This window comes from Sphingomonas sp. Leaf231, assembly GCF_001421995.1.
Lineage (GTDB): Bacteria > Pseudomonadota > Alphaproteobacteria > Sphingomonadales > Sphingomonadaceae > Sphingomonas.
Map to the genome: position 1 here is coordinate 237,381 of NZ_LMLS01000005.1, position 18,062 is coordinate 255,442.

Below are 18,062 nucleotides of genomic sequence, written 5' to 3' on the forward strand. Positions count from 1 at the left end.
CCGCAAGCCGAGCTTCTTACCCCCGCCTCTAGCTGCGAGCTCGCATATGAACGAATGACAGGTTCAGGGGCGCTCAAATTTTGCTGCGAATGACCGGAAGTGGGTCGTTGCTGCCGCAGGTGAAAAGTAGGGATTGCGCCGACACTTTGGCAGCAGCTTTGTTGACGTGTCCGCTATTCGCTAGACGTAGCTTGTCCGTTCTTTGATTAGGATCTGACGATCAATCCTGACCGATTGTCGACAAGGCGTCGCGAACGCGGGCCAAGGCGGCCTCGCGAGGGTGATCCTCACCCATCAGGGCGAAACTGCCGGTCAGCGTCAGCGCGCAATGGCCATGGACGGTCGCAATCAGTGAGCGGGCCAATGCCGTTGTCGACTCGTCAGCCTCCCGGCCGAGCACGGCAGCGATTTCCGCGACCACGATCCCCGTCAACTCGCCACGTATTGCCGCGTCAGCGCCGGGCATCGTCATGCCCGTCGGCAGGCGATGGTCGTAGATCGCCATCCATCGGTTCGGATTGGCCTGCGCGAACGCGAAATAGCCTTCGACCAGCGCGCGGATACGGTCTTCGCCCGCCGCCACCAGCGCGCCGCGCAGATGTTGCGTCCACAACGCGAAGGTGGCCGTGTTGATCGCCAGCACCAATCCGTCGTTGCTGCCGAACACATTGTGAACCGTGCCGATCGAGTAGCCGATCCGCTTGGCGACCGCGCGTGCGGAGAAGCGTTGATAGCCCTGCTCGGCCATTATCGCCTGTCCCGCCGCCAGGATCAGGTCGTACAATTCGTCGCGGGTGTGATCGGATCGTCTTCCCATGTCCGATGGCCGTAGGAAAATTATTGAACGCTGTCCAATTCTCCAATCGAACATTGCTCAATTTGCGATTAGACCGGCGGTTGTCGAGGATGCCGCAACGTCGGCGACCGACGGGAACGTTGTAAACGCCGCTTTCACGATTGGCCGATATGCCTGCAATGGGGGAGTTCGCATCATGTCTGCACCTGACCTGTCACTGCTCGGCAAGCGTCGATTCGCGCCGCTGTTCGTTGTTCAGTTCCTTGGCGCCTTTAATGACAACCTGTTGAAGTTCGCGCTGCTGTTCTTGGCCAATTTCGGGCTCTACGCCGCCGAGCCCGCCAAGGCGGAGTTGCTGGCGACGGTGGCGACGGGCGTGTTCATCCTGCCCTATTTCCTGTTTTCCGCCCTGGCCGGGCAGCTTGCCGACAAGTGGGACAAGGCGTGGCTGGTGCGTGCGGTGAAGCTGGCCGAGATCGGCATCATGGCGATCGCGATTGCGGGCTTCTGGCTCGCCTCCGTCCCGGTCCTGCTGGGCTGCCTGTTCCTGATGGGCATGCATTCGACCATTTTCGGCCCGATCAAATATTCAATCCTGCCCCAGCATCTGGGGCCGAACGAGGTGATGGGCGGCACCGGGCTGATCGAGGCGGGCACATTCGTCGCGATCCTGGCCGGGCAGCTGACCGGCGGGCTGATCGCGCCGTGGGAGGCCGGGCTGGTCGCGACCGGGATCGCGGCCGTCGGCTTCCTGGTCAGCCTGGCCGTGCCGCCGGCCCCCGCCGCCGATCCGACGCTGCGGGTCGAACGCAATCCCTTGCGCGCGACGTGGCAGCTGTTGACGGCGGCAAAGAAGGGGCGCGGCGTATGGCTCGCCATTCTCGGCATCAGCTGGTTTTTCGCGGTGGGCGCGATCCTGTTGTCCGAGTTCGCACCGCTCGCCAGCAGCACGCTGGGTGCAGGGGCCGGGGTGGTGACGCTGTTCCTGCTCGTGTTCTCGATCAGCGTCGCGATCGGATCGGTGGTGGTCAACAAGCTGCTGGGCGGCGAGGTGTCGGCGCGCTTCGTTCCCGCTTCGGCGCTGGCGCTGGCGGCGTTCCTGATCGACCTGTGGCTGACCACCCGCCACTGGCAGGCGACGACGCGCGATGCCGATGTCGCCGCGTTCCTTGCGGTGCCGGGAAGCTGGCACGTGCTGGTCGACCTGGCCGGCATCGCGTTCGCCGGCGGCATGTTCATTGTCCCGCTCTACGCCATTCTCCAGATCCACAGCGCGCCCGAGGAGCGTTCCCGGATCATCGCGGCCAACAACGTCGTCAACGCCTTCGTCACGGTGCTGCTGGTGGGCATCACCGCCGGGCTGCTGGGCGGCGGCGCCAGTGTGCCGGGCGTGATCGGCGCAATCGGCTTTGCAACGCTGGCGGTGGCGCTGATCTCGTGCTGGCTGCTGCCGGAAACGGTTTTCAAGGCGCTGGTCCGCGCGCTGCTGCGGCTGTGCTACCGCGTCGACGTCCATGGCGGGGAGAACATGCCGCGTCCGGGCGAGCGGGCGGTGGTTGTCGTCAACCACGTCTCCTTCCTCGACGGGCTGCTGCTGGCCGCCTTCCTGCCTGGCAAGCCGACCTTTGCCGTGCACAGCCGCATTGCGCAGGCATGGTGGGTCAAGCCGTTCCTCGGCATGTTCGATGCTTTTCCGGTCGATCCCATCAATCCGATGGCGGCCAAGGCGATGGTCAAGGCGGTGCGCGAGGGGCGCACGCTGGTCATCTTCCCCGAAGGTCGCATCACCGTCACCGGCGCGCTGATGAAGGTGTTCGACGGCCCCGGCATGGTCGCCGACAAGGCCGACGCCCCGATCGTGCCGGTGCGGATCGACGGCGCGCAATATTCGCCGTTCTCGCGCATGAAGGGCAAGGTGCGCCTCAGGACCTTTCCCAAGATCGATCTCACCATCCTGCCGCCCCGCCGGTTCGACCTGCCCGAGGGGATCAGCGCGCGCCAGCGTCGCGCGGTCGCCGGGCGGCGATTGTACGACGTGATGAGCGACATGATCTTTGCGACCTCGCACGTCGACACCACGCTGTTCGAGGCGCTGATCGAGGCGCGCGACATCCACGGCGGCAGCGCCCCGATCGTCGAGGACGTCAAGCGCGCGCCGCTGACCTACAACCGCCTCCTTGCCGGCAGCCTGGCGCTGGTTCGCCCGCTGGGCCGCATAACGCGCGCCGGCGAGGCGGTCGGCGTGCTGCTGCCCAACGTCAACGGCGTGGTCGCGACCTTCTTTGCGCTGCAGGCGACCGGGCGGGTGCCGGCGATGCTCAACTACACCGCCGGGCTGACTAACCTGAAGGCCGCGTGCACCGCCGCCGAGCTCCGCACGATCCTGACCGCGCGTGCGTTCGTGGAACAGGCCAAGCTGGGCGAGGTCATCGCCGGGCTGGAGGCGAGCGGCGTCGCGGTCGCTTATCTGGAGGATATCGGCACGCGGATCGGCGCGGTTGCCAAGCTGCGTGCGCTGTTGTCGACGGGCTGGGCGCGTCATCTCCACCGCCGCCACCGCGTCGCCCCGGATGCGCCCGCCGTGATCCTGTTCACCAGCGGATCGGAGGGGCTGCCCAAGGGCGTTGTCCTGACGCACCGCAACCTGCTGGCCAATTGCCGCCAGTTGTCGGCGCGGATCGATTTCAACGCGTCCGACGTGGTGCTCAACGCGCTGCCGGTGTTTAACAGTTTCGGGCTGACCGGGGGGACGCTGCTGCCGATCCTGTCGGGTGTCAGGACGCTGCTCTACCCGAGCCCGCTGCACTACCGGATCGTCCCCGCGCTCGCCTATGACGCCAACGCCACGATCCTGTTCGGCACCGACACCTTCCTGTCCGGCTATGCGCGCATGGCGCACGGCTACGACTTCTACTCGCTGCGCTACATCTTTGCCGGTGCCGAGCGCGTCCGCGACGAGACGCGGCGAACCTATGCCGAGAAGTTCGGCCTCCGCATCATGGAGGGCTATGGCGCGACCGAGGCGGCGCCGGTGATCGCGGTCAACACCCCCATGCACTTCCAGGCCGGCAGCGTCGGGCGGCTGATGCCCGGCGTCGAGGCGCGGGTCGACGCGGTGCCCGGCATCGAGGTGGGCGGACGACTGTCGATCCGCGGCCCCAACATCATGGCGGGCTATCTGAAGGCCGACGCGCCCGGACTGCTGCAACCGCCGGCGGGCGGCTGGCACGATACCGGCGATATCGTCACGATCGACGAGGCGGGTTTCGTCGTGATCCGCGGCCGGGCCAAGCGTTTTGCCAAGATCGGGGGCGAGATGATTTCCCTGCCCGCGGTCGAGGGCTATGCCGCCAGGCTCTGGCCCGGCGCCGAGCACGCCGTCGTCACCCGCCCCGATCCGCGCAAGGGCGAGCAGCTGGTGCTGTTCACCACCCAGGCCGACGCGACCGCGACCACGCTGCAGGCCTGGGCACGCGCCAACGGCGTCGCCGAATTGTCGGTGCCGCGCGACATTCGGCTGGTCGACGCACTGCCGGTGCTGGGTACCGGCAAGCTCGACTATGTGACCATGGGTGAGCAGGCTGCGGACGCGACGCGGATGGCGGAGCCCGACTCCGAACTGGAAACCGCGGAATGAGCGGCGAGGATCAGCCGGACCCGATCTCGTCCAGACTCAGGCGTCAGGTCGCCCGGCTTGGTGGGCTGGCCGCCGCGGCCGAGCTGGGCGAGCGGTTGCGCCCGCACGGGCCGCCGCCGACGCGGTTCCGGGTGCGGCGCGGGGCCGATGCGACCGGGGTGGCGGACTGGTGGGCGGGACGTGACGACGCCGTGCGCGACGCGCTCGCCGGGCCCGAGACGCTGGCGGGGGCCGCCCGCTATGGCGCCAATATCGAGAACATGATCGGCACGGTGGCGCTGCCAGTCGGCGTGGTCGGGCCGCTGCGGGTCAACGGTCTCCACGCCGCCGGTGATTATCTCGTGCCGCTGGCGACCACGGAAGCGGCGCTGGTCGCATCCTATGCGCGCGGTGCCGACGTGATGACCCGGGCCGGCGGGGCAGCGGCGGCGTTGCTGTCCGAAGGCGTGGTGCGCTCGCCCGCATTCGTCTTTGCCTCGGTGGTCGAGGCCGGGTCGTTCGTCGCCTGGGTGGCGGAACAAGGCCCGGCCCTGCGCGAGGCGGCGGAGGCGACGACGCGTCATGGCCGGCTGGAGGCAATCGAGCCGTTCGTCGACAACGACACCGTGTTCGTTGTCTGCCGCTACACCACCGGCGACGCCGCGGGCCAGAACATGGTCACGATCGCTACCGAGGCGATGTGCCGCGCAATCGTCGCCAACTGTCCGATTCGGCCGCGACACTGGTTCGTCGAGGGCAACTTCTCCGGCGACAAGAAGGCGAGCTACCTCGGCCTGCTGATCGGGCGCGGGCGAAAGGTTTCGGCCAGCGTGACCATTCCCGATGCGCTGGTTGAACGCTGCCTGCGTGTCGATGTTGACCGGATGCTGGCCTATGCCCGCGTCGCTCAACTGGGTGCGATGCTGTCGGGCCAGATCGGCGCGCAGGGGCATTACGCCAACGGCCTGGCTGCGCTCTACCTCGCGACCGGGCAGGATGCCGCGTGCGTCGCCGAATCCGCGGTCGGTTTTACACGCATGGAGCGGCGCGACGACGGGTTGTTCATGTCGGTGACGTTGCCCAATCTGCTGGTCGGATCGGTCGGCGGCGGCACTGGCCTGCCCGCACAGAATGCCTGCCTGTCGCTGATGGGCCTGGCCGGCGGGGGCAAGGCGGCGGCACTTGCTGAAGTAACCGCCAGCTTGTGTCTGGCAGGCGAGATCTCGATCATGGCGGCGATCGCGGCGGGCGAGTTCACCCGCGCGCATCACCGGTTGGCACGGCGGCGATGATCGCGCTGCCCGCCCGGGACCCCGTCCTCGCGCGGCTGGCCATCTACCAGCGCGAGCGTTTCCCCTTGGCGCGCACCGCGCTGCTGGTGGCGGTGTTCTCGTCGGCCAGTGTCAGCGCGTCGGCGCATCTGGCGGGGCGGGCGGTGCCGTCGCCCGCTACCTACCTCGCGGCGTTTGTTGTCACGCTCTGCTTTTTCTTCCAGCTGCGCGTGCTGGACGAGATCAAGGATGCCGAGGACGACCGGCGCTACCGCCCCGAACGGCCGATCCCGCGTGGCCTGGTCTCGCTGCGGCTGATCGTCGGGCTTGGCATCGCCACGGTGCCGCTGGCGATCCTCGCCTGCGTCGCGATCGATCCGTGGCTGCTTGGTGCCCTGGCGCTTGCCTGGGGCTGGATGGCGCTGATGACCGCGGAGTTTTTCGTTCCCGCCTGGCTCAAGGCGCGGCCGGCGGCCTACACCATGTCGCACATGTTGGTGATGCCGTTGATCGATCTCGTGCTTACCGGCTTCGAATGGGTGCCCCAGGGCGGGGCGGCGCCGGCGTTGGCGCTGTTCCTGCTGATGAGCTTTGCCAATGGTTGCGTGCTCGAGATCGGCCGCAAGCTGTGGGCGCCCGAGAACGAGCGCACCGGCGTCGAGACGTACAGCGCGCTGCTCGGCCCCGCGCGGGCGGGAACGCTGTGGATCGGCTGCGTCCTTCTTGCGCTGGGATTGCTGGGGCTGGTCGGCATCGCGACCGGGGCGCCGATCGCGACCGCCGTGATCGGAGCGGTCGCGGCGGTCGCAGTGGTGCGGGTGGCGCTCCGCTATCGCCGGGCGCCGACGCCGGCAGGTCAGCGAGCGATCGACGGCGCGGCGGGGCTGTGGGTGTTCGCCTGCTATGTCGCGGCCGGCTTTGCGCCAATGGTTGGGTGGTGATCGGATGGTGATCGAGGGTGACGCGGCGGCGCGCGCGCCGGGGGTCGGCGGCAAGGCCGCGTCGCTCGGTCGGCTCGTGGAGGCAGGATTCGACGTACCGGCGTTCGTCGTGCTGCCCTCGGGCGCGGCGTTCGATCCGGCGGTGCTGGACAGGTTGGGTCCGGGGCCGTTCGCGGTGCGATCGTCGGGGCTGGCCGAGGACGGCGTCGCGCACAGCCATGCCGGGCAGTACGACACGCAACTGGCTGTGCAGCGCGACGATGTCGCCGCGGCAGTCGCCGCCATCGCCGGTTCGGGACGCGGAGAGGGAGCCGCCGCATATCGCGAGGCGCGCGGCCTGGGCGCGGACGAGGCGCCGGCGGTGATCGTGCAGGTGATGGTCGCCGCGACAGTCGCGGGCGTCGCCTTTTCCGCCGATCCGGTATCAGGCCGCCGCGACCGGATCGTGGTGTCCGCGGTCGCCGGGCTCGGTGACCGGCTGGTCGCGGGCGAGGTCGACGGCAGCAGCTGGTGGATCGACCGCGTTACCGGTGCGGTGTGCGCCTCGACCGGCAACGCCGACCTGCTGTCCCTCGCCCAGCGCGCCGTGCTGGTCGATCTCGCCACCCGGGTCGAGGCACTGGCTGGTTGTGCCCAGGATATCGAATGGGCTTTCGCGGGGGATCGGCTTCATCTGCTCCAGGCGCGCGCGATCACCTCGGCCCTGCGCGACGTGCCGATCGCCGATCCAGGCGTCGCGGTGTTCGACAACTCGAACATCGTCGAAAGCTATCCGGGGATCGTGTCGCCGCTGACCTTTTCGTTCGCGCAGTACGCCTATGCGCGGGTGTACATGTCGTTCGTGGCGCTGCTCGGCGTGCGGGCCGATCGCGTCGCCGAGACGCGCACCGTGTTCGAGAACATGCTCGTCCGCGTCGATGGACGGGTCTATTATAACCTCGGCAACTGGTTCCGCGCGCTGGCACTGCTGCCCGGTTACGCGCTCAACCGCGGCTATATGGAAACCATGATGGGGGTCGGCGCGCCGCTGCCCCCCGCCGTCGCCGCCACGATCGGCGGTGTGCCCGCGCGCGGGGCGGCGCGCTGGCGCGAATGGGCGCGTGTCGCGGCGGTCGGGTTCGGTCTGGTTCGCGCCGGTAGCCGATTGCCGGCGACCGCGCGGGCATTCCGCACCCGGCTCGACCGCGCGCTGGCCGCGACCACACCCGAACGGCTGGCGACCATGGCCCCGACCGAACTCGCCGCCGAATATCGCCGGATCGAGGGCGACCTGCTCGACCGCTGGGACGCGCCCATCGTCAACGACTTCCTGTGCATGATCGCATTCGGCGCGTCGCGAAAGCTGCTGGAGCGGTGGCTCGGGGCCGAGGGACTGGAAATCCACAACGACCTGCTGATCGGGCAGGGCGACATCGTCTCGGCAAGGCCGCCCAAGCTGATCCGCGCCATGGGACGTGTCGCCGCCGACGACCCCGCGACGCTGGCCGCGCTCGCTGCCGACGATGCCGACGCGCTCGCGCTCGGTCCGATCGGCGCGATGCTCGCCAGCTACATCGTCGAGTTCGGCGACCGCTGTACCGAGGAACTGAAGCTCGAAAGCGTCACCCTCGACGAAGACCCGCGCACGCTCCATGCCGCGGTGCTGGCGGCAGCGCAGGCGCCCGGAACCGCTCCGCCCGAGCCGCGCGACCCGCTGGCCCGGCTCGACCGCGGCTTGGCCGGCCAACCCTTGCGCCAGCTCGTCGTCCGGCCGCTGCTGCGCTGGACCCGCACCCGCGTCCGCGACCGCGAGAACCTGCGCTACGAGCGCACCCGCCTGTTCGGCCGCGCCCGCCGCGTGTTCCTGAGCATCGGTCACCAGTTCCACGCCGCCGGGCTGATCGATGCACCCCGCGATGTCTTCCTGCTGACCGTCGACGAGGTGCTCGGCGCCATCGAGGGCTATGCCGCCAGCGCCAACCTGGCCGGCATCGCCGCGGTTCGCCGCGACGAATTGGCGCGCGCCGGACGCTTGCCCGACCCGCCCGAACGGATTCTGGTCCACGGCCCGGCTTATACCGCCGCCGGTGCGGTGGCGCCCGTCGCCGTTGCCGATCACGCGGCGGAGCGCAGCGGCACCGGCTGTTCGGCGGGGCAGGCGCTGGCGGTAGCGCGCGTGGTGCGCGATCCGCGCGGGCAGCGGCTCGCCCCCGGCGAGATCCTGGTCGCGCGCCATACCGATCCGGGCTGGATCGCCCTGTTCGCCAGCGCGTCGGCAATCGTGGTGGAGCGCGGCAGTCTCCTTTCCCATTCGGCCATCGTCGCGCGCGAACTCGGTATTCCTTGCGTCGTCGGGCTGGCGGGCGCGACCGACTGGATCGTCGATGGCGAGGTGATCGCAGTGGACGGAGCGACGGGTCTGGTGCGGAGGATGGCGGGATGAGCACCGAAATCGCGGGCAAGGCAGAATTCGAGGCGATCCGCTATGCGCAATTGTGGGAGGATGCCGACGTCCTCACCGCCGCTCTCGGGCCCCGGCCCGGCGGCACGCTGGTGTCGATCGGGTCGGCCGGGGACAACGCGCTGGCGATGCTGCTGCTGGACCCTGCCGAGGTCGTCGCGGTCGATCTGTCAGCCGCACAGGTGGCGTGCATTCGCCTACGCGTTGCCGCCTGGCCGCTGCTCGCCCATGACGAGCTGCTGGAACTGCTCGGCTTTCGTCGCTCGGCGCGACGCGGCGTGCTGCTCGACCGCGTGCTCGCCGCCTGCGACGCCGACACCGCGGCGTTCTGGGCGGCGCGGCGGGGCGAGGTGGTGACCGAGGGCGCGGGCACGATCGGCAAGTTCGAACGCTATTTCCGGCTGTTCCGCACCCGGCTGCTGCCGCTGGCCCATTCGGCGCGAGACGTCGCCGCGATCTTCGAACCACGATCCCGCGAGGAACGCGCGCGCTTCCTCGACGCGCGCTGGAACGGCTGGCGCTGGCGGCTGCTGCTCCGCTTGTTTTTTTCGCGCGCGGCGATGGGGGCGCTCGGCCGCGATCCGGCCTTTTTCGACCATGTCGAGGGCAGCGTCTCGGCGCATGTCGCCCGGCGGATCGAACATGCTTTCGTCGCCAACGACCCGGTCGACAATCCGTACCTCCGCTGGATCATGACCGGCAGCCACGGCGTGCGCCTGCCGCTGGCGTTCCGACCCGAGCATCACAGCGCGATCGCCGCCCGGATCGGTCGCCTGCGCGTCGTCCACGGCACGATCGAGGATGTCGCCGCAGGCGGCCTGCGCGCGGATGGCTGGAACCTGTCGGACATCTTCGAATACATGTCGCCCGAGGGGTTCGCCGACACCTACCGCGCGATCCTCGCCGCGTCGCGGCCCGGCGCGCGGCTGGCCTATTGGAACATGATGGTGCCGCGTCGGGTGCCCGCCGCGTTTGCCGATGCGGTGGTGGAGCGTCGCGACATCGCGGAGCCGCTCGCCGCGCGCGACCAGGCGTTCTTCTACCGCGATTTCATCGTCGAGGACGTGCGGTGAGCGTCGCTGCGTCGCTGGCGCTGCTTGCCGCGTCGGTGGCGGCGCTGCTCGGCGTGATCGTCCTGGTCCGGCGCGCAGGCATCCGCTGGCACTGGCACGCCGAGGTCAGCCGCAAGGCGGTGCATGTCGCGATCGGGCTGTATGCGCTCGTTCTGCCGCTGCTGTTCGATGCGCGCTGGCCGGTGGTGGTGCTGCTGCTGATCGCGCTGGCGCTGATGGCGTGGCTGCGGCGCCCACGATCGCGCGCGGGCGGGCTGGGCGCGACGATCCACGCGGTGGAGCGCGCGTCGTGGGGCGACATCTGGCTGGCGCTGGCGATCGGCTTCGTCTTTCTCCAAGCGGGCGACCGTTACATCCTCTACGCGCTGCCGATCGCGGTGATCGCACTGTCGGACGCCGCCGCGGCGCTGACCGGCACCGGCTATGGTCGCCGCCGCTTCGCGATCGAGGACGGGGTCAAGAGCTGGGAAGGCGTGGTCGCGTTTTTCGCGGTAACGCTGATCCTGGCGATGATGATGTTGTTGCTGCTGACCGACGTGCCGCGCGTCAACGTGGTCGTGCTGGCGCTGGCGGTGGCGGCGTTCGCGGCGACCGTGGAGGCGGTGTCGTGGCGCGGGCTCGACAATCTGTTCGTGCCGATCGCGACGCACCTGTTCCTAGCGGGCTGGCTGTACGCGCCGCCGCTGGCGCTGGCGGGGCTGGCGGCGGCGTTCTTTGCCGCGATCCTTGCCGTGGTCCTGCTCGCGTCGCGCCTGGGGCTGGGCGCGCACAGCAGCCGCGTGCTGGTGATTGCCGCGTTCGCGTTTCTCGGCACCGGCGGGCTTTACGGCACGGTCCTGCCCGCGTTCGTCGTCGCCGCGCACCTCGTCGCGCGTCGCCGACGGCGATGCCGTGGTGCGCATCCCGATCTCGACCTGATCGCGACGCTGTCGGCGACCGGCCTGATCTGGTACCTGGTGGGTGAAACGGTGACGCCCAGCGCGATCAACCTCTACAACCTCACCGTCGCCGGGATGCTGCTCGGCTATCTGCTGCTGGCGACCCGCACGCGGTGGACCGTGCTGCCGCTTGGCGCAGCGGTGCTGGCGCTGTTTCTGCTGCTGATAGCGATCGGCCCCGCTTACGGCCGCTGGATCGCCGGCATGCCCGCGATCGCGACCGGGTCGCTGGTGCTGGTGGCGCTGTGCCTGTTTCGCGCGACCTGGTTCGATCGCTGGCGGGCGCCGCGCCTGGCCGCCATCGCCAGTGCCGTGCCGATGACCGCCTACCTCTCGCAAACGGTGTTCGGATGAGCGACCTCCTGACGATCCCCAGCGCCCGGTGCCGCATCTGGCGCGATGGCCCCGCCTGGAACGGCACGCCCGCCGCCGCCATCGGCGAACTCGCCTTCGACACCGCGGGGGCGGGCGCAGCACTGCTGACGCTGGCCTTTGAGCATTTGCGTGCCGAGGGCCATGCCGCGGTCCTGGCGCCGATGAACGGCGACACCTGGCACGCCTATCGCGCGGTGGTGGAGAGCGACGGCAGCGCCGCCTTTCCGCTCGAACCCGTGTCGGGCACCGACGATGTCGCCGCGCTCGTCGCCGCCGGCTTCGATCCCGTCGCAGACTATGTGTCGAGCCGTGCGCCTGTGCCTGCGGCCGCCGAACCGGAGCCGGCCGTGCCCGGCGTCTCGGTGCGCGCATGGGACGGCACCGGCGCCGATGCGCTGCTCGACCGGCTGTTCGCGCTGGCGGGCGGCAGCTTTGCCGACAAGCTGTTCTTCAGGGCGATCGACCGCGACGCTTTTCTGGCGCTGTATCGCCCCCTGCTCGCCGCTGTCGATCCACGGCTGGTGCTGTTCGCCTTCGACGCGACCGGCGATCTTGCCGGCTTCCTGTTCGGCCTGCCCGATCCTGTCAGCGGCACCGCCATCCTGAAGACCTATGCCGGCCTGCGTCCCGGTGTCGGCCACCTGCTCGCCCACCGCTTTCACCAAGAGGCGCGGCGGATGGGCTTTGCGCATGTCGTCCATGCCCTGATGCACGTCGACAACGTGTCGCTGCGTCGCAGTGCGCAGCACCAGGGTGTCGTGTTTCGCCGTTATTCGCTGTTCGGGCGCAGGCTTTGAACATCCTGGCCGCCTTTGCGAAGAAGGTGCGCGACCATCCCGCGCGGGTCGCGATCGTTGATGGCCGGGGACGATCGACGAGCTATGCCGCGCTTGAACACCGCGCGGCACGACTGGCGGCGGCATGGACACGGCGCGGCCTTCGCTCCGGCGACCGGGTGTTGCTGGCGCTCATGGTCGATGCCGATCTTTATGCCAGCCTTGCGGCCCTGTGGCGGATCGGCGCGGTGGCGGTCTTTCCCGAGCCGGCGCTGGGGCTCGCCGGGTTGCGCCACGCGGTTGCCGCGACCGCGCCGCGCGCGTTCGTGGCCAATGGCATCTACCGCGTCCTGCCCTGGCTGGTGCCCGCGATCCGCCGCGTGCCGCTGCACCTGCGCCTGTCGGCCGGCGAGGACCGGATCGATGACCTCGCCGATTTGTCGGCCGACGCCCACGCGCTGATCTCTTTCACCAGCGGCTCGACCGGTGCGCCCAAGGCGATCGCGCGCAGCCACGGCTTTCTCGCCGCACAGGACCGCGCGGTGGCGCCGCTGCTCGCCGCGCCGACGCCGCAGGTCGATCTTGTCGGCTTTCCGGTGTTCGTCGTCGCCGGGCTCGGCCGCGGTGATACCTCGGTCCTGCCGAATTGGCCGCTCCGCCGCCCGCACCGCGCGAAAGCCGCCGCGGTCGCGCGCCACTGCGCCAGGGCCGGCGTCACCCGCCTGCTGCTCAGCCCCGCCATCGCCGAGCGGATTGCGGACGATGTTCCGCCCGGTGCCGCAACCCTTTTCGTCGGCGGCGGCCCGGTGTTCCCCGACCTCGTCGACCGGTTGCACCGCACCGCGCCCGCGCTCCGCATCGTCGCGGTCTACGGCTCGACCGAGGCCGAACCCATCGCGCATCACGAAATGCGCGGTCTTGACGAAGGGGAGGGGTTGATCGCGGGAATGATCGCAGACGGCACGCGCGTGCGGATCGAGGACAACGAAATCCTCGTCGCGGGTGACCATGTCGTGTCCGGCTACCTCGATCCGACACGCAACGCATCGACCAAGCGACGCGACGCCGACGGCACGATCTGGCACCGCACCGGCGATGCGGGCCGTTTCGACGCCGACGGCACCTTGCGGCTGCTCGGCCGACAAGACGACCGCGTCGGGGCGCTCTGGCCGTTCGTGGTCGAGGCGGCGGCGCGGCGCTGGCCAGGTGTCCGGCGGGCCGCGCTGGTCGCGATTGCCGGCCGTCCGGTGCTGGCGATCGAGGGCGACCGCCGTCATATGTCCGACTGGCAGGCCCGCTTTGCCGCCGGTGAGGTGCGCGCAGTGGCCCGGATCCCGACCGACCGCCGCCACGGTGCCAAGACCGACACTGCCGCGCTCCGGCGCCAGCTTACGGGCAGCGGCACCGAGCCGGTATCGACCGCGCGGAACGACTGCTGACGATCACCTAGCCAGTGGTCGCACCACAAATCAAACCGGCAGCTAGAGCGGTTTTCTACCAGGATGCACTACCGTCATCGTCCTTCGGGCGCTCGCTTCGCGGCGCGGCGGTTGCGTCCGGTACAGCGTTGCTCATCGGTCACGATGCTTCGACATCGCGTCCTCCTCGCGCCTTGCACCGGGCCCAAACCGCCTTCGTGCTGATGATCCAACCTGATCGTAAACCGCTTCAACGAACCCACATGAATGAATGTCCGGAGTCGGGGGCGGCAGAAGTGCCGCTGAAAGACCGATGATGGGTCGTTCAAGAAAGTATCGTCTGCGGCACTTCTTCGTGGCCAGATTTACCGCCCGTCCATGCCAGGGACGGGCGGCGCCTCAGAGCCGATATGTGACGGCTATAATCACTTGGGGAAATGGATCCCACAAAGCTTGTTGCCGTCGGGGTCGCGAAAATAGGCAAGCTCTATCGTACCCATGGACGCGGTCTCGCGCGGGCCGGGCGGGGCTTCGATTGAGGTGCCGCCATTGGCAACTGCGGTATCGTGAAGTTGCCTAACCTGCTCGGGCGAGTTGCACGAAAAGGCGACGGTGCTGCCGTTCGCGACGGTCGCCGGTTCATCGTTGATAGGCTGGCTGACGATGAAGTTCGTGCCGCTGCCGTTATTGTAGATGAGCCGGGTATGGCCGCTATCGGCGATATTGCGCGCCGGTTCGCCGACACCGAGCGTGCCGAGCACCGTGTCGTAGAAGCGCTTCGATCGTTCGATGTCGTTCGATCCGACCATGGTGTGAAACAGCATGATAACTCTCCTGCTTGGGACGTACTTAGCGAAGACGAATGACGCGGATGCTACGAGCGGTCATCCAGTGCCGGGACACCGCTCTGCCCATCGGCATAGGCGGCCCTGAAGGCCGGGCGGGCCTGCCACCGCCGCCAGATCGCGTCGATATGCTCGAAACGCTCGTCCAGCGGGGTGGCGTTCACCGGGTATTTGGAAAACGCGATCGCGGTGGCCAGCGTGATGTCGGCAAAGGTCGGCTGGTCCCCGCCGAGCAGCCATGCACGTCCATCGGCAAGATGCCGGTCGACCAGCGCCGCGTGCGCCAGCGCCACCTTGCGCGAATGCTCACCCCATTCGGGGTTGTGCGTCAGTTCCAGCTTGGGACCGAGACCCTGATGCATGACATGGAAGGCGGTCACGATCGGGTAGAGGATGTGAACCCAGACCCGGCTGTCCCACATCTGGTCCAGGCCACGCTCATGCGCCGTCTCGCCCATGATCTTGCGGCCCTCGAAGCTGTCGTCGAGGTAGCGCGCGATGGCGGACGTCTCGCTCAGGAACGAGCCGTCGGCCAAAGCCAGCGTCGGCGTTTCGCCCCAAGGGTTCATCTTCAGATGCCGCCACCGGCGTTGCTCCCCCACAGGCGACATGTCGTACACCGTCTCGGCGAACCGGTCGGCGATGCCCTTTTCATGCATGAAGATGCGCAGCCGCTGAGGGTTGGGGAAGGCGGAGGGGGAGGTGAAAAGCGTCAGCTTATCGGCCATTGAGGGTCTCGCGTTCATCGATCACATCACCTGCCTGTCAGATGACAGGTAATCATCTGCGGCGCAAGTCTTGCCATGTCAATCCCTGCCTGCCATATGGCAGGTGGAGGCGCGACGATGGCGGTAGCAACGAGAGAGAATGCGCGGGAGGCGATCCTGCTGGCCGCGCGTGAGGCGGCGATGACGCGCGGCTATGGTGGCATCAACTTTCGCGACCTCGCGGCGACGGTCGGCATCAAGGCGGCCAGCATCAACTATCACTTCGCCAACAAGGCGCTGCTCGGGGAGGCCGTGGCGCGCCGCTACCAGGAGGATATCGCCCGTGATCTGGCGGCAATCTCAGCCGACGCGAAGGATGCTGTGGACGCGTTGAAGCGATATCCGAGTATCTTTCGGGCCTCGCTGGAGCGCGACAACCGGATGTGCCTCAGCAGCTTCATGGCGGCGGAACGTGACGAGCTACCTGGACCGGTCTTGAAGCAGGTCCAGGCTTTCGCCGACGTCAACGTGGCGTGGTTGACAAAACAGCTCGCCGCCGCGGGGATCGGACCGCCGGAAAGCGTGGAGGCAAGGGCACGCGCGATTTATGCGGCCGTCGCCGGCGCGCAGATCATCGCGCGTAGCAGGTCCGACATCGCCGTGTTTGACGCCCTGATCGAAAGCTACCGTGAGGCGGGGCCGCTTCCCGGCTAGTTCTTTATGCTGTCCTAACTCGCGTAGCTACACACTCGCCCGATATGAACGAGTGGCCGGTTTGTGGTTTGGCGGGGTAAGGGCTGAACGGCCGCAATTGGGTCAAAATTGCTGCGACGTGACTCCATTGGCATGAGCAATTTGCCCGTGATGAATCTGGCACCAGCGGCACGGTCCAATCCTGAATAGTGGGCGGGCGCAAGGGCCCGCCTCACATTCATTAAGACAGCGGCGGTTGCCCGTTTGACGCGGTCAGCCCGCCATCGACCGGCAGATTCACGCCCGTCACGTAATGCGCATCGTCGCTCGCCAAGAACGCGATCGCCCCCGAGATATCGGCGGGCTGGGCACCGCGGCCCATCGGAATACGCTCTTCGAACTTGGCAATCAGCTCAGGCTGTTTCTTCATGCCCGCGGTCAGCGCGGTGTAGGTGAGCGACGGATTGACCGCGTTGACGCGGACGCCGTGCTTCGCCTCGTCCATTGCCAGCGCGCGGGTAAAGTTGCTGACCGCCCCCTTCGCCGCGCAGTAGAAGCTGTGGTTCCAGTCGCCACCCAGGCCCGACACTGACGACACGTTGACGATGCAGCCCTTGGATTGCCGCAGGTGCGCGATCGCCGCGCGGCTCATGTGGACGACACCATAGAGATCGGTTTCGATCACCTTGGTGAATTCAGAGAAGTCGCCCTCGTCGACTTTGCCCAGATGATCGACGCCGGCGTCGTTGACCAGCACGTCGATCCGACTGAAGCGATCGATCGCAGCCTGGACGAGAGCTTCACATGCCGCGCGGTCCGACACGTCGATCTCGCGGGTTTCGACTGTGCCGTGCAGCTCGCCCGCCAGCTTGTCGAGCGCGGCCTTGTCGATGTCGCCTAACACCAGCGTTGCGCCTTCCTCAGCGAAGCGGCGCGCGGCGCCTTCACCGATCCCCGAGGCGGCACCGGTGATGACGATGACCTTGTTGGAAAAGCGCGCCATTACGCATTCTCCGCCTGAACGTCGTGCTTGCCTTCGAACTTCATGATTGTCCTTTCACTATCGTCAGCACTGGCGTTCAGCTTAGGCTGGAATGTCCCGGATATCGGCGGTGTTCGCGGCGGCAATGCCGTTCTCTCGGTGGCGGAAGACGCTGAGCGCCTGGTAGACCTGCATGCGCGCGCGCATCACGCCGCCGAGCGGGCGATGCACTTCCAGACTGTGGGCCGGGCGGAACGTCATCACCTCGTCGAAGTAGCGGACGCGGTCGGGACCATAGGCTGACTGCCGCGGCAGTCGGATCGTGGCGACGGTGCGATACGGGCTTTCGCTCGTCGGCCAGTCGACGGAGGTGTCCTCGATGGGCTGCGTCTCGGCATCGGTCCACAGCTGCGCCCGAAGCTCGAACACCGCATCGTTGCCCTCGAAGTAATCCACCGCGGCATGGCGGAAGCCATCCTCGTCCTGATGAGGGTCGAGCTGCCAATCGGCGAGTGCCTCTTGCTCGGCTGCAACGGGAAACGCCCCGATCTTAGCGACATGGTCGCCGAAGCGCACCGGGCACTGGCTGAAATATTCCTCGACCAACGGGTGGCTGAAGGGATGGCCGTAGAAGTCCAGCGTCGGGCTTGGACCCGCGCCGACGGCGTTCAGCACCTTGTTGATGTTGCGAGCGACGGAAGCGGCCGCGCTTTTCACCCCCTCAGGCATCGGAACCGTCAGGCCGATCTTCTTGGCCTGGGAAAGGAAGCCGGCGGCGGTCCCCGCCGGAAAGGTCGTGCCGCTGGCAAGGACGAAGTCCTGCGTTGGCGCATCATGGCCGGGCAGCTTCGCGCCCTCGACGCCGAACACCTTGATAGACATGCCGCGATGGGTCGAGACGCGATCGCCGAGCTTCTCACCGGGTCCTTGCGCGAAGCGGACGGCGACATCGAACGTGCCAGGTTCCGCGAACAGGCCCTGTGCGAGCTCGGGCGGCAATCCGGGCGCGACGATGAGCTTGCCGATCACGCACGCCGTGCTCTTGGCGTGGCTCGCCCGCACCGCGTGCCCGTCGCGCTTCTCGACCGTCTGGCTCTCCTGGGTCATGCCCTGGATGATGCCGTCGGTGCTCTCCTGTTCGTCGGGCTCTCGTGTTTCGACATCGGGCGAATAGCGAAGATAGGTCATGGG

Annotated in this window: 14 protein-coding genes; 9 read left to right on the top strand and 5 right to left on the bottom strand. The window is 68.0% G+C overall.

Going from position 1 to position 18,062, the window contains the following annotated elements; translation table 11 throughout:
- Positions 1–220: 220 nt before the first annotated feature.
- Complete coding sequence (locus tag ASE95_RS15555; RefSeq protein WP_056638282.1) at positions 221–817, bottom strand: TetR/AcrR family transcriptional regulator; 597 nt, start codon at positions 815–817, stop codon at positions 221–223.
- Positions 818–992: 175 nt separating this feature from the next.
- On the opposite strand from ASE95_RS15555, the gene ASE95_RS15560 reads away from it, so the two are divergent.
- The 8 genes from ASE95_RS15560 to ASE95_RS15595 are packed head-to-tail and all read left to right on the top strand — an operon-like array spanning position 993 to position 13,665.
- A complete protein-coding gene (locus ASE95_RS15560; RefSeq protein ID WP_235528352.1) occupies positions 993–4,433 on the top strand; it encodes an acyl-[ACP]--phospholipid O-acyltransferase in 3,441 nt (1,146 codons plus the stop codon).
- Positions 4,430–5,704, top strand: a complete 1,275-nt coding sequence (locus ASE95_RS15565; protein WP_056638285.1) for a hydroxymethylglutaryl-CoA reductase — start codon at positions 4,430–4,432, stop codon at positions 5,702–5,704. The genes ASE95_RS15560 and ASE95_RS15565 overlap by 4 nt, the downstream gene beginning before the upstream one ends.
- Positions 5,701–6,624, top strand: a complete 924-nt coding sequence (locus tag ASE95_RS15570; protein WP_056638287.1) for a UbiA family prenyltransferase — start codon at positions 5,701–5,703, stop codon at positions 6,622–6,624. Before ASE95_RS15565 ends, ASE95_RS15570 begins: the two co-directional genes overlap by 4 nt.
- Positions 6,625–6,628: 4 nt before the next feature.
- Positions 6,629–9,046: a PEP/pyruvate-binding domain-containing protein gene (locus ASE95_RS15575; RefSeq protein WP_162234707.1), complete on the top strand. Its 2,418-nt coding sequence runs from the start codon at positions 6,629–6,631 to the stop codon at positions 9,044–9,046.
- Complete coding sequence (locus ASE95_RS15580; RefSeq protein WP_056638294.1) at positions 9,043–10,137, top strand: DUF3419 family protein; 1,095 nt, start codon at positions 9,043–9,045, stop codon at positions 10,135–10,137. The genes ASE95_RS15575 and ASE95_RS15580 overlap by 4 nt, the downstream gene beginning before the upstream one ends.
- Positions 10,134–11,429, top strand: coding sequence for a hypothetical protein (locus ASE95_RS15585; protein ID WP_056638297.1), 1,296 nt, complete (start codon positions 10,134–10,136; stop codon positions 11,427–11,429). Before ASE95_RS15580 ends, ASE95_RS15585 begins: the two co-directional genes overlap by 4 nt.
- A complete protein-coding gene (locus ASE95_RS17955; RefSeq protein WP_056638299.1) occupies positions 11,426–12,247 on the top strand; it encodes a hypothetical protein in 822 nt (273 codons plus the stop codon). The genes ASE95_RS15585 and ASE95_RS17955 overlap by 4 nt, the downstream gene beginning before the upstream one ends.
- Entirely contained in the window at positions 12,244–13,665 is a 1,422-nt protein-coding gene (locus tag ASE95_RS15595) for an AMP-binding protein (protein WP_056638302.1), read from the top strand. The genes ASE95_RS17955 and ASE95_RS15595 overlap by 4 nt, the downstream gene beginning before the upstream one ends.
- Before the next feature lie 404 nt (positions 13,666–14,069).
- Here ASE95_RS15595 and ASE95_RS15600 read toward each other — a convergent pair whose 3' ends face one another.
- Positions 14,070–14,468: a VOC family protein gene (locus ASE95_RS15600; protein WP_056638305.1), complete on the bottom strand. Its 399-nt coding sequence runs from the start codon at positions 14,466–14,468 to the stop codon at positions 14,070–14,072.
- A 50-nt stretch (positions 14,469–14,518) separates the two neighbouring features.
- Positions 14,519–15,217, bottom strand: a complete 699-nt coding sequence (locus ASE95_RS15605; protein ID WP_056638308.1) for a glutathione S-transferase family protein — start codon at positions 15,215–15,217, stop codon at positions 14,519–14,521.
- A 117-nt stretch (positions 15,218–15,334) separates the two neighbouring features.
- On the opposite strand from ASE95_RS15605, the gene ASE95_RS15610 reads away from it, so the two are divergent.
- Entirely contained in the window at positions 15,335–15,910 is a 576-nt protein-coding gene (locus ASE95_RS15610; RefSeq protein WP_056638311.1) for a TetR/AcrR family transcriptional regulator, read from the top strand.
- Between the two features lie 220 nt (positions 15,911–16,130).
- Here the strand turns inward: ASE95_RS15610 and ASE95_RS15615 are convergent, their stop codons facing one another.
- Both ASE95_RS15615 and ASE95_RS15620 read right to left on the bottom strand, forming a co-directional pair.
- Complete coding sequence (locus tag ASE95_RS15615) at positions 16,131–16,892, bottom strand: SDR family NAD(P)-dependent oxidoreductase (RefSeq protein ID WP_056397257.1); 762 nt, start codon at positions 16,890–16,892, stop codon at positions 16,131–16,133.
- 81 nt (positions 16,893–16,973) lie between these two features.
- On the bottom strand, positions 16,974–18,059 hold the full coding sequence (locus ASE95_RS15620; RefSeq protein WP_056638759.1) for a catalase family protein: 1,086 nt from the start codon (positions 18,057–18,059) through the stop codon (positions 16,974–16,976).
- Positions 18,060–18,062: the final 3 nt, after the last annotated feature.

Excerpts from the sequence above, each read along its gene's own strand:
- ASE95_RS15620 (WP_056638759.1), bottom strand. The coding sequence starts at position 18,059 with ATGACCTATCTTCGCTATTCGCCCGATGTCGAAACACGAGAGCCCGAC.
- ASE95_RS15580 (WP_056638294.1), top strand. The coding sequence starts at position 9,043 with ATGAGCACCGAAATCGCGGGCAAGGCAGAATTCGAGGCGATCCGCTAT.
- ASE95_RS15605 (WP_056638308.1), bottom strand. The coding sequence starts at position 15,217 with ATGGCCGATAAGCTGACGCTTTTCACCTCCCCCTCCGCCTTCCCCAAC.
- ASE95_RS15615 (WP_056397257.1), bottom strand. The coding sequence starts at position 16,892 with ATGGCGCGCTTTTCCAACAAGGTCATCGTCATCACCGGTGCCGCCTCG.
- ASE95_RS15555 (WP_056638282.1), bottom strand. The coding sequence starts at position 817 with ATGGGAAGACGATCCGATCACACCCGCGACGAATTGTACGACCTGATC.
- ASE95_RS17955 (WP_056638299.1), top strand. The coding sequence starts at position 11,426 with ATGAGCGACCTCCTGACGATCCCCAGCGCCCGGTGCCGCATCTGGCGC.
- ASE95_RS15565 (WP_056638285.1), top strand. The coding sequence starts at position 4,430 with ATGAGCGGCGAGGATCAGCCGGACCCGATCTCGTCCAGACTCAGGCGT.
- ASE95_RS15560 (WP_235528352.1), top strand. The coding sequence starts at position 993 with ATGTCTGCACCTGACCTGTCACTGCTCGGCAAGCGTCGATTCGCGCCG.
- ASE95_RS15575 (WP_162234707.1), top strand. The coding sequence starts at position 6,629 with ATGGTGATCGAGGGTGACGCGGCGGCGCGCGCGCCGGGGGTCGGCGGC.
- ASE95_RS15610 (WP_056638311.1), top strand. The coding sequence starts at position 15,335 with ATGGCGGTAGCAACGAGAGAGAATGCGCGGGAGGCGATCCTGCTGGCC.
- ASE95_RS15600 (WP_056638305.1), bottom strand. The coding sequence starts at position 14,468 with ATGCTGTTTCACACCATGGTCGGATCGAACGACATCGAACGATCGAAG.
- ASE95_RS15570 (WP_056638287.1), top strand. The coding sequence starts at position 5,701 with ATGATCGCGCTGCCCGCCCGGGACCCCGTCCTCGCGCGGCTGGCCATC.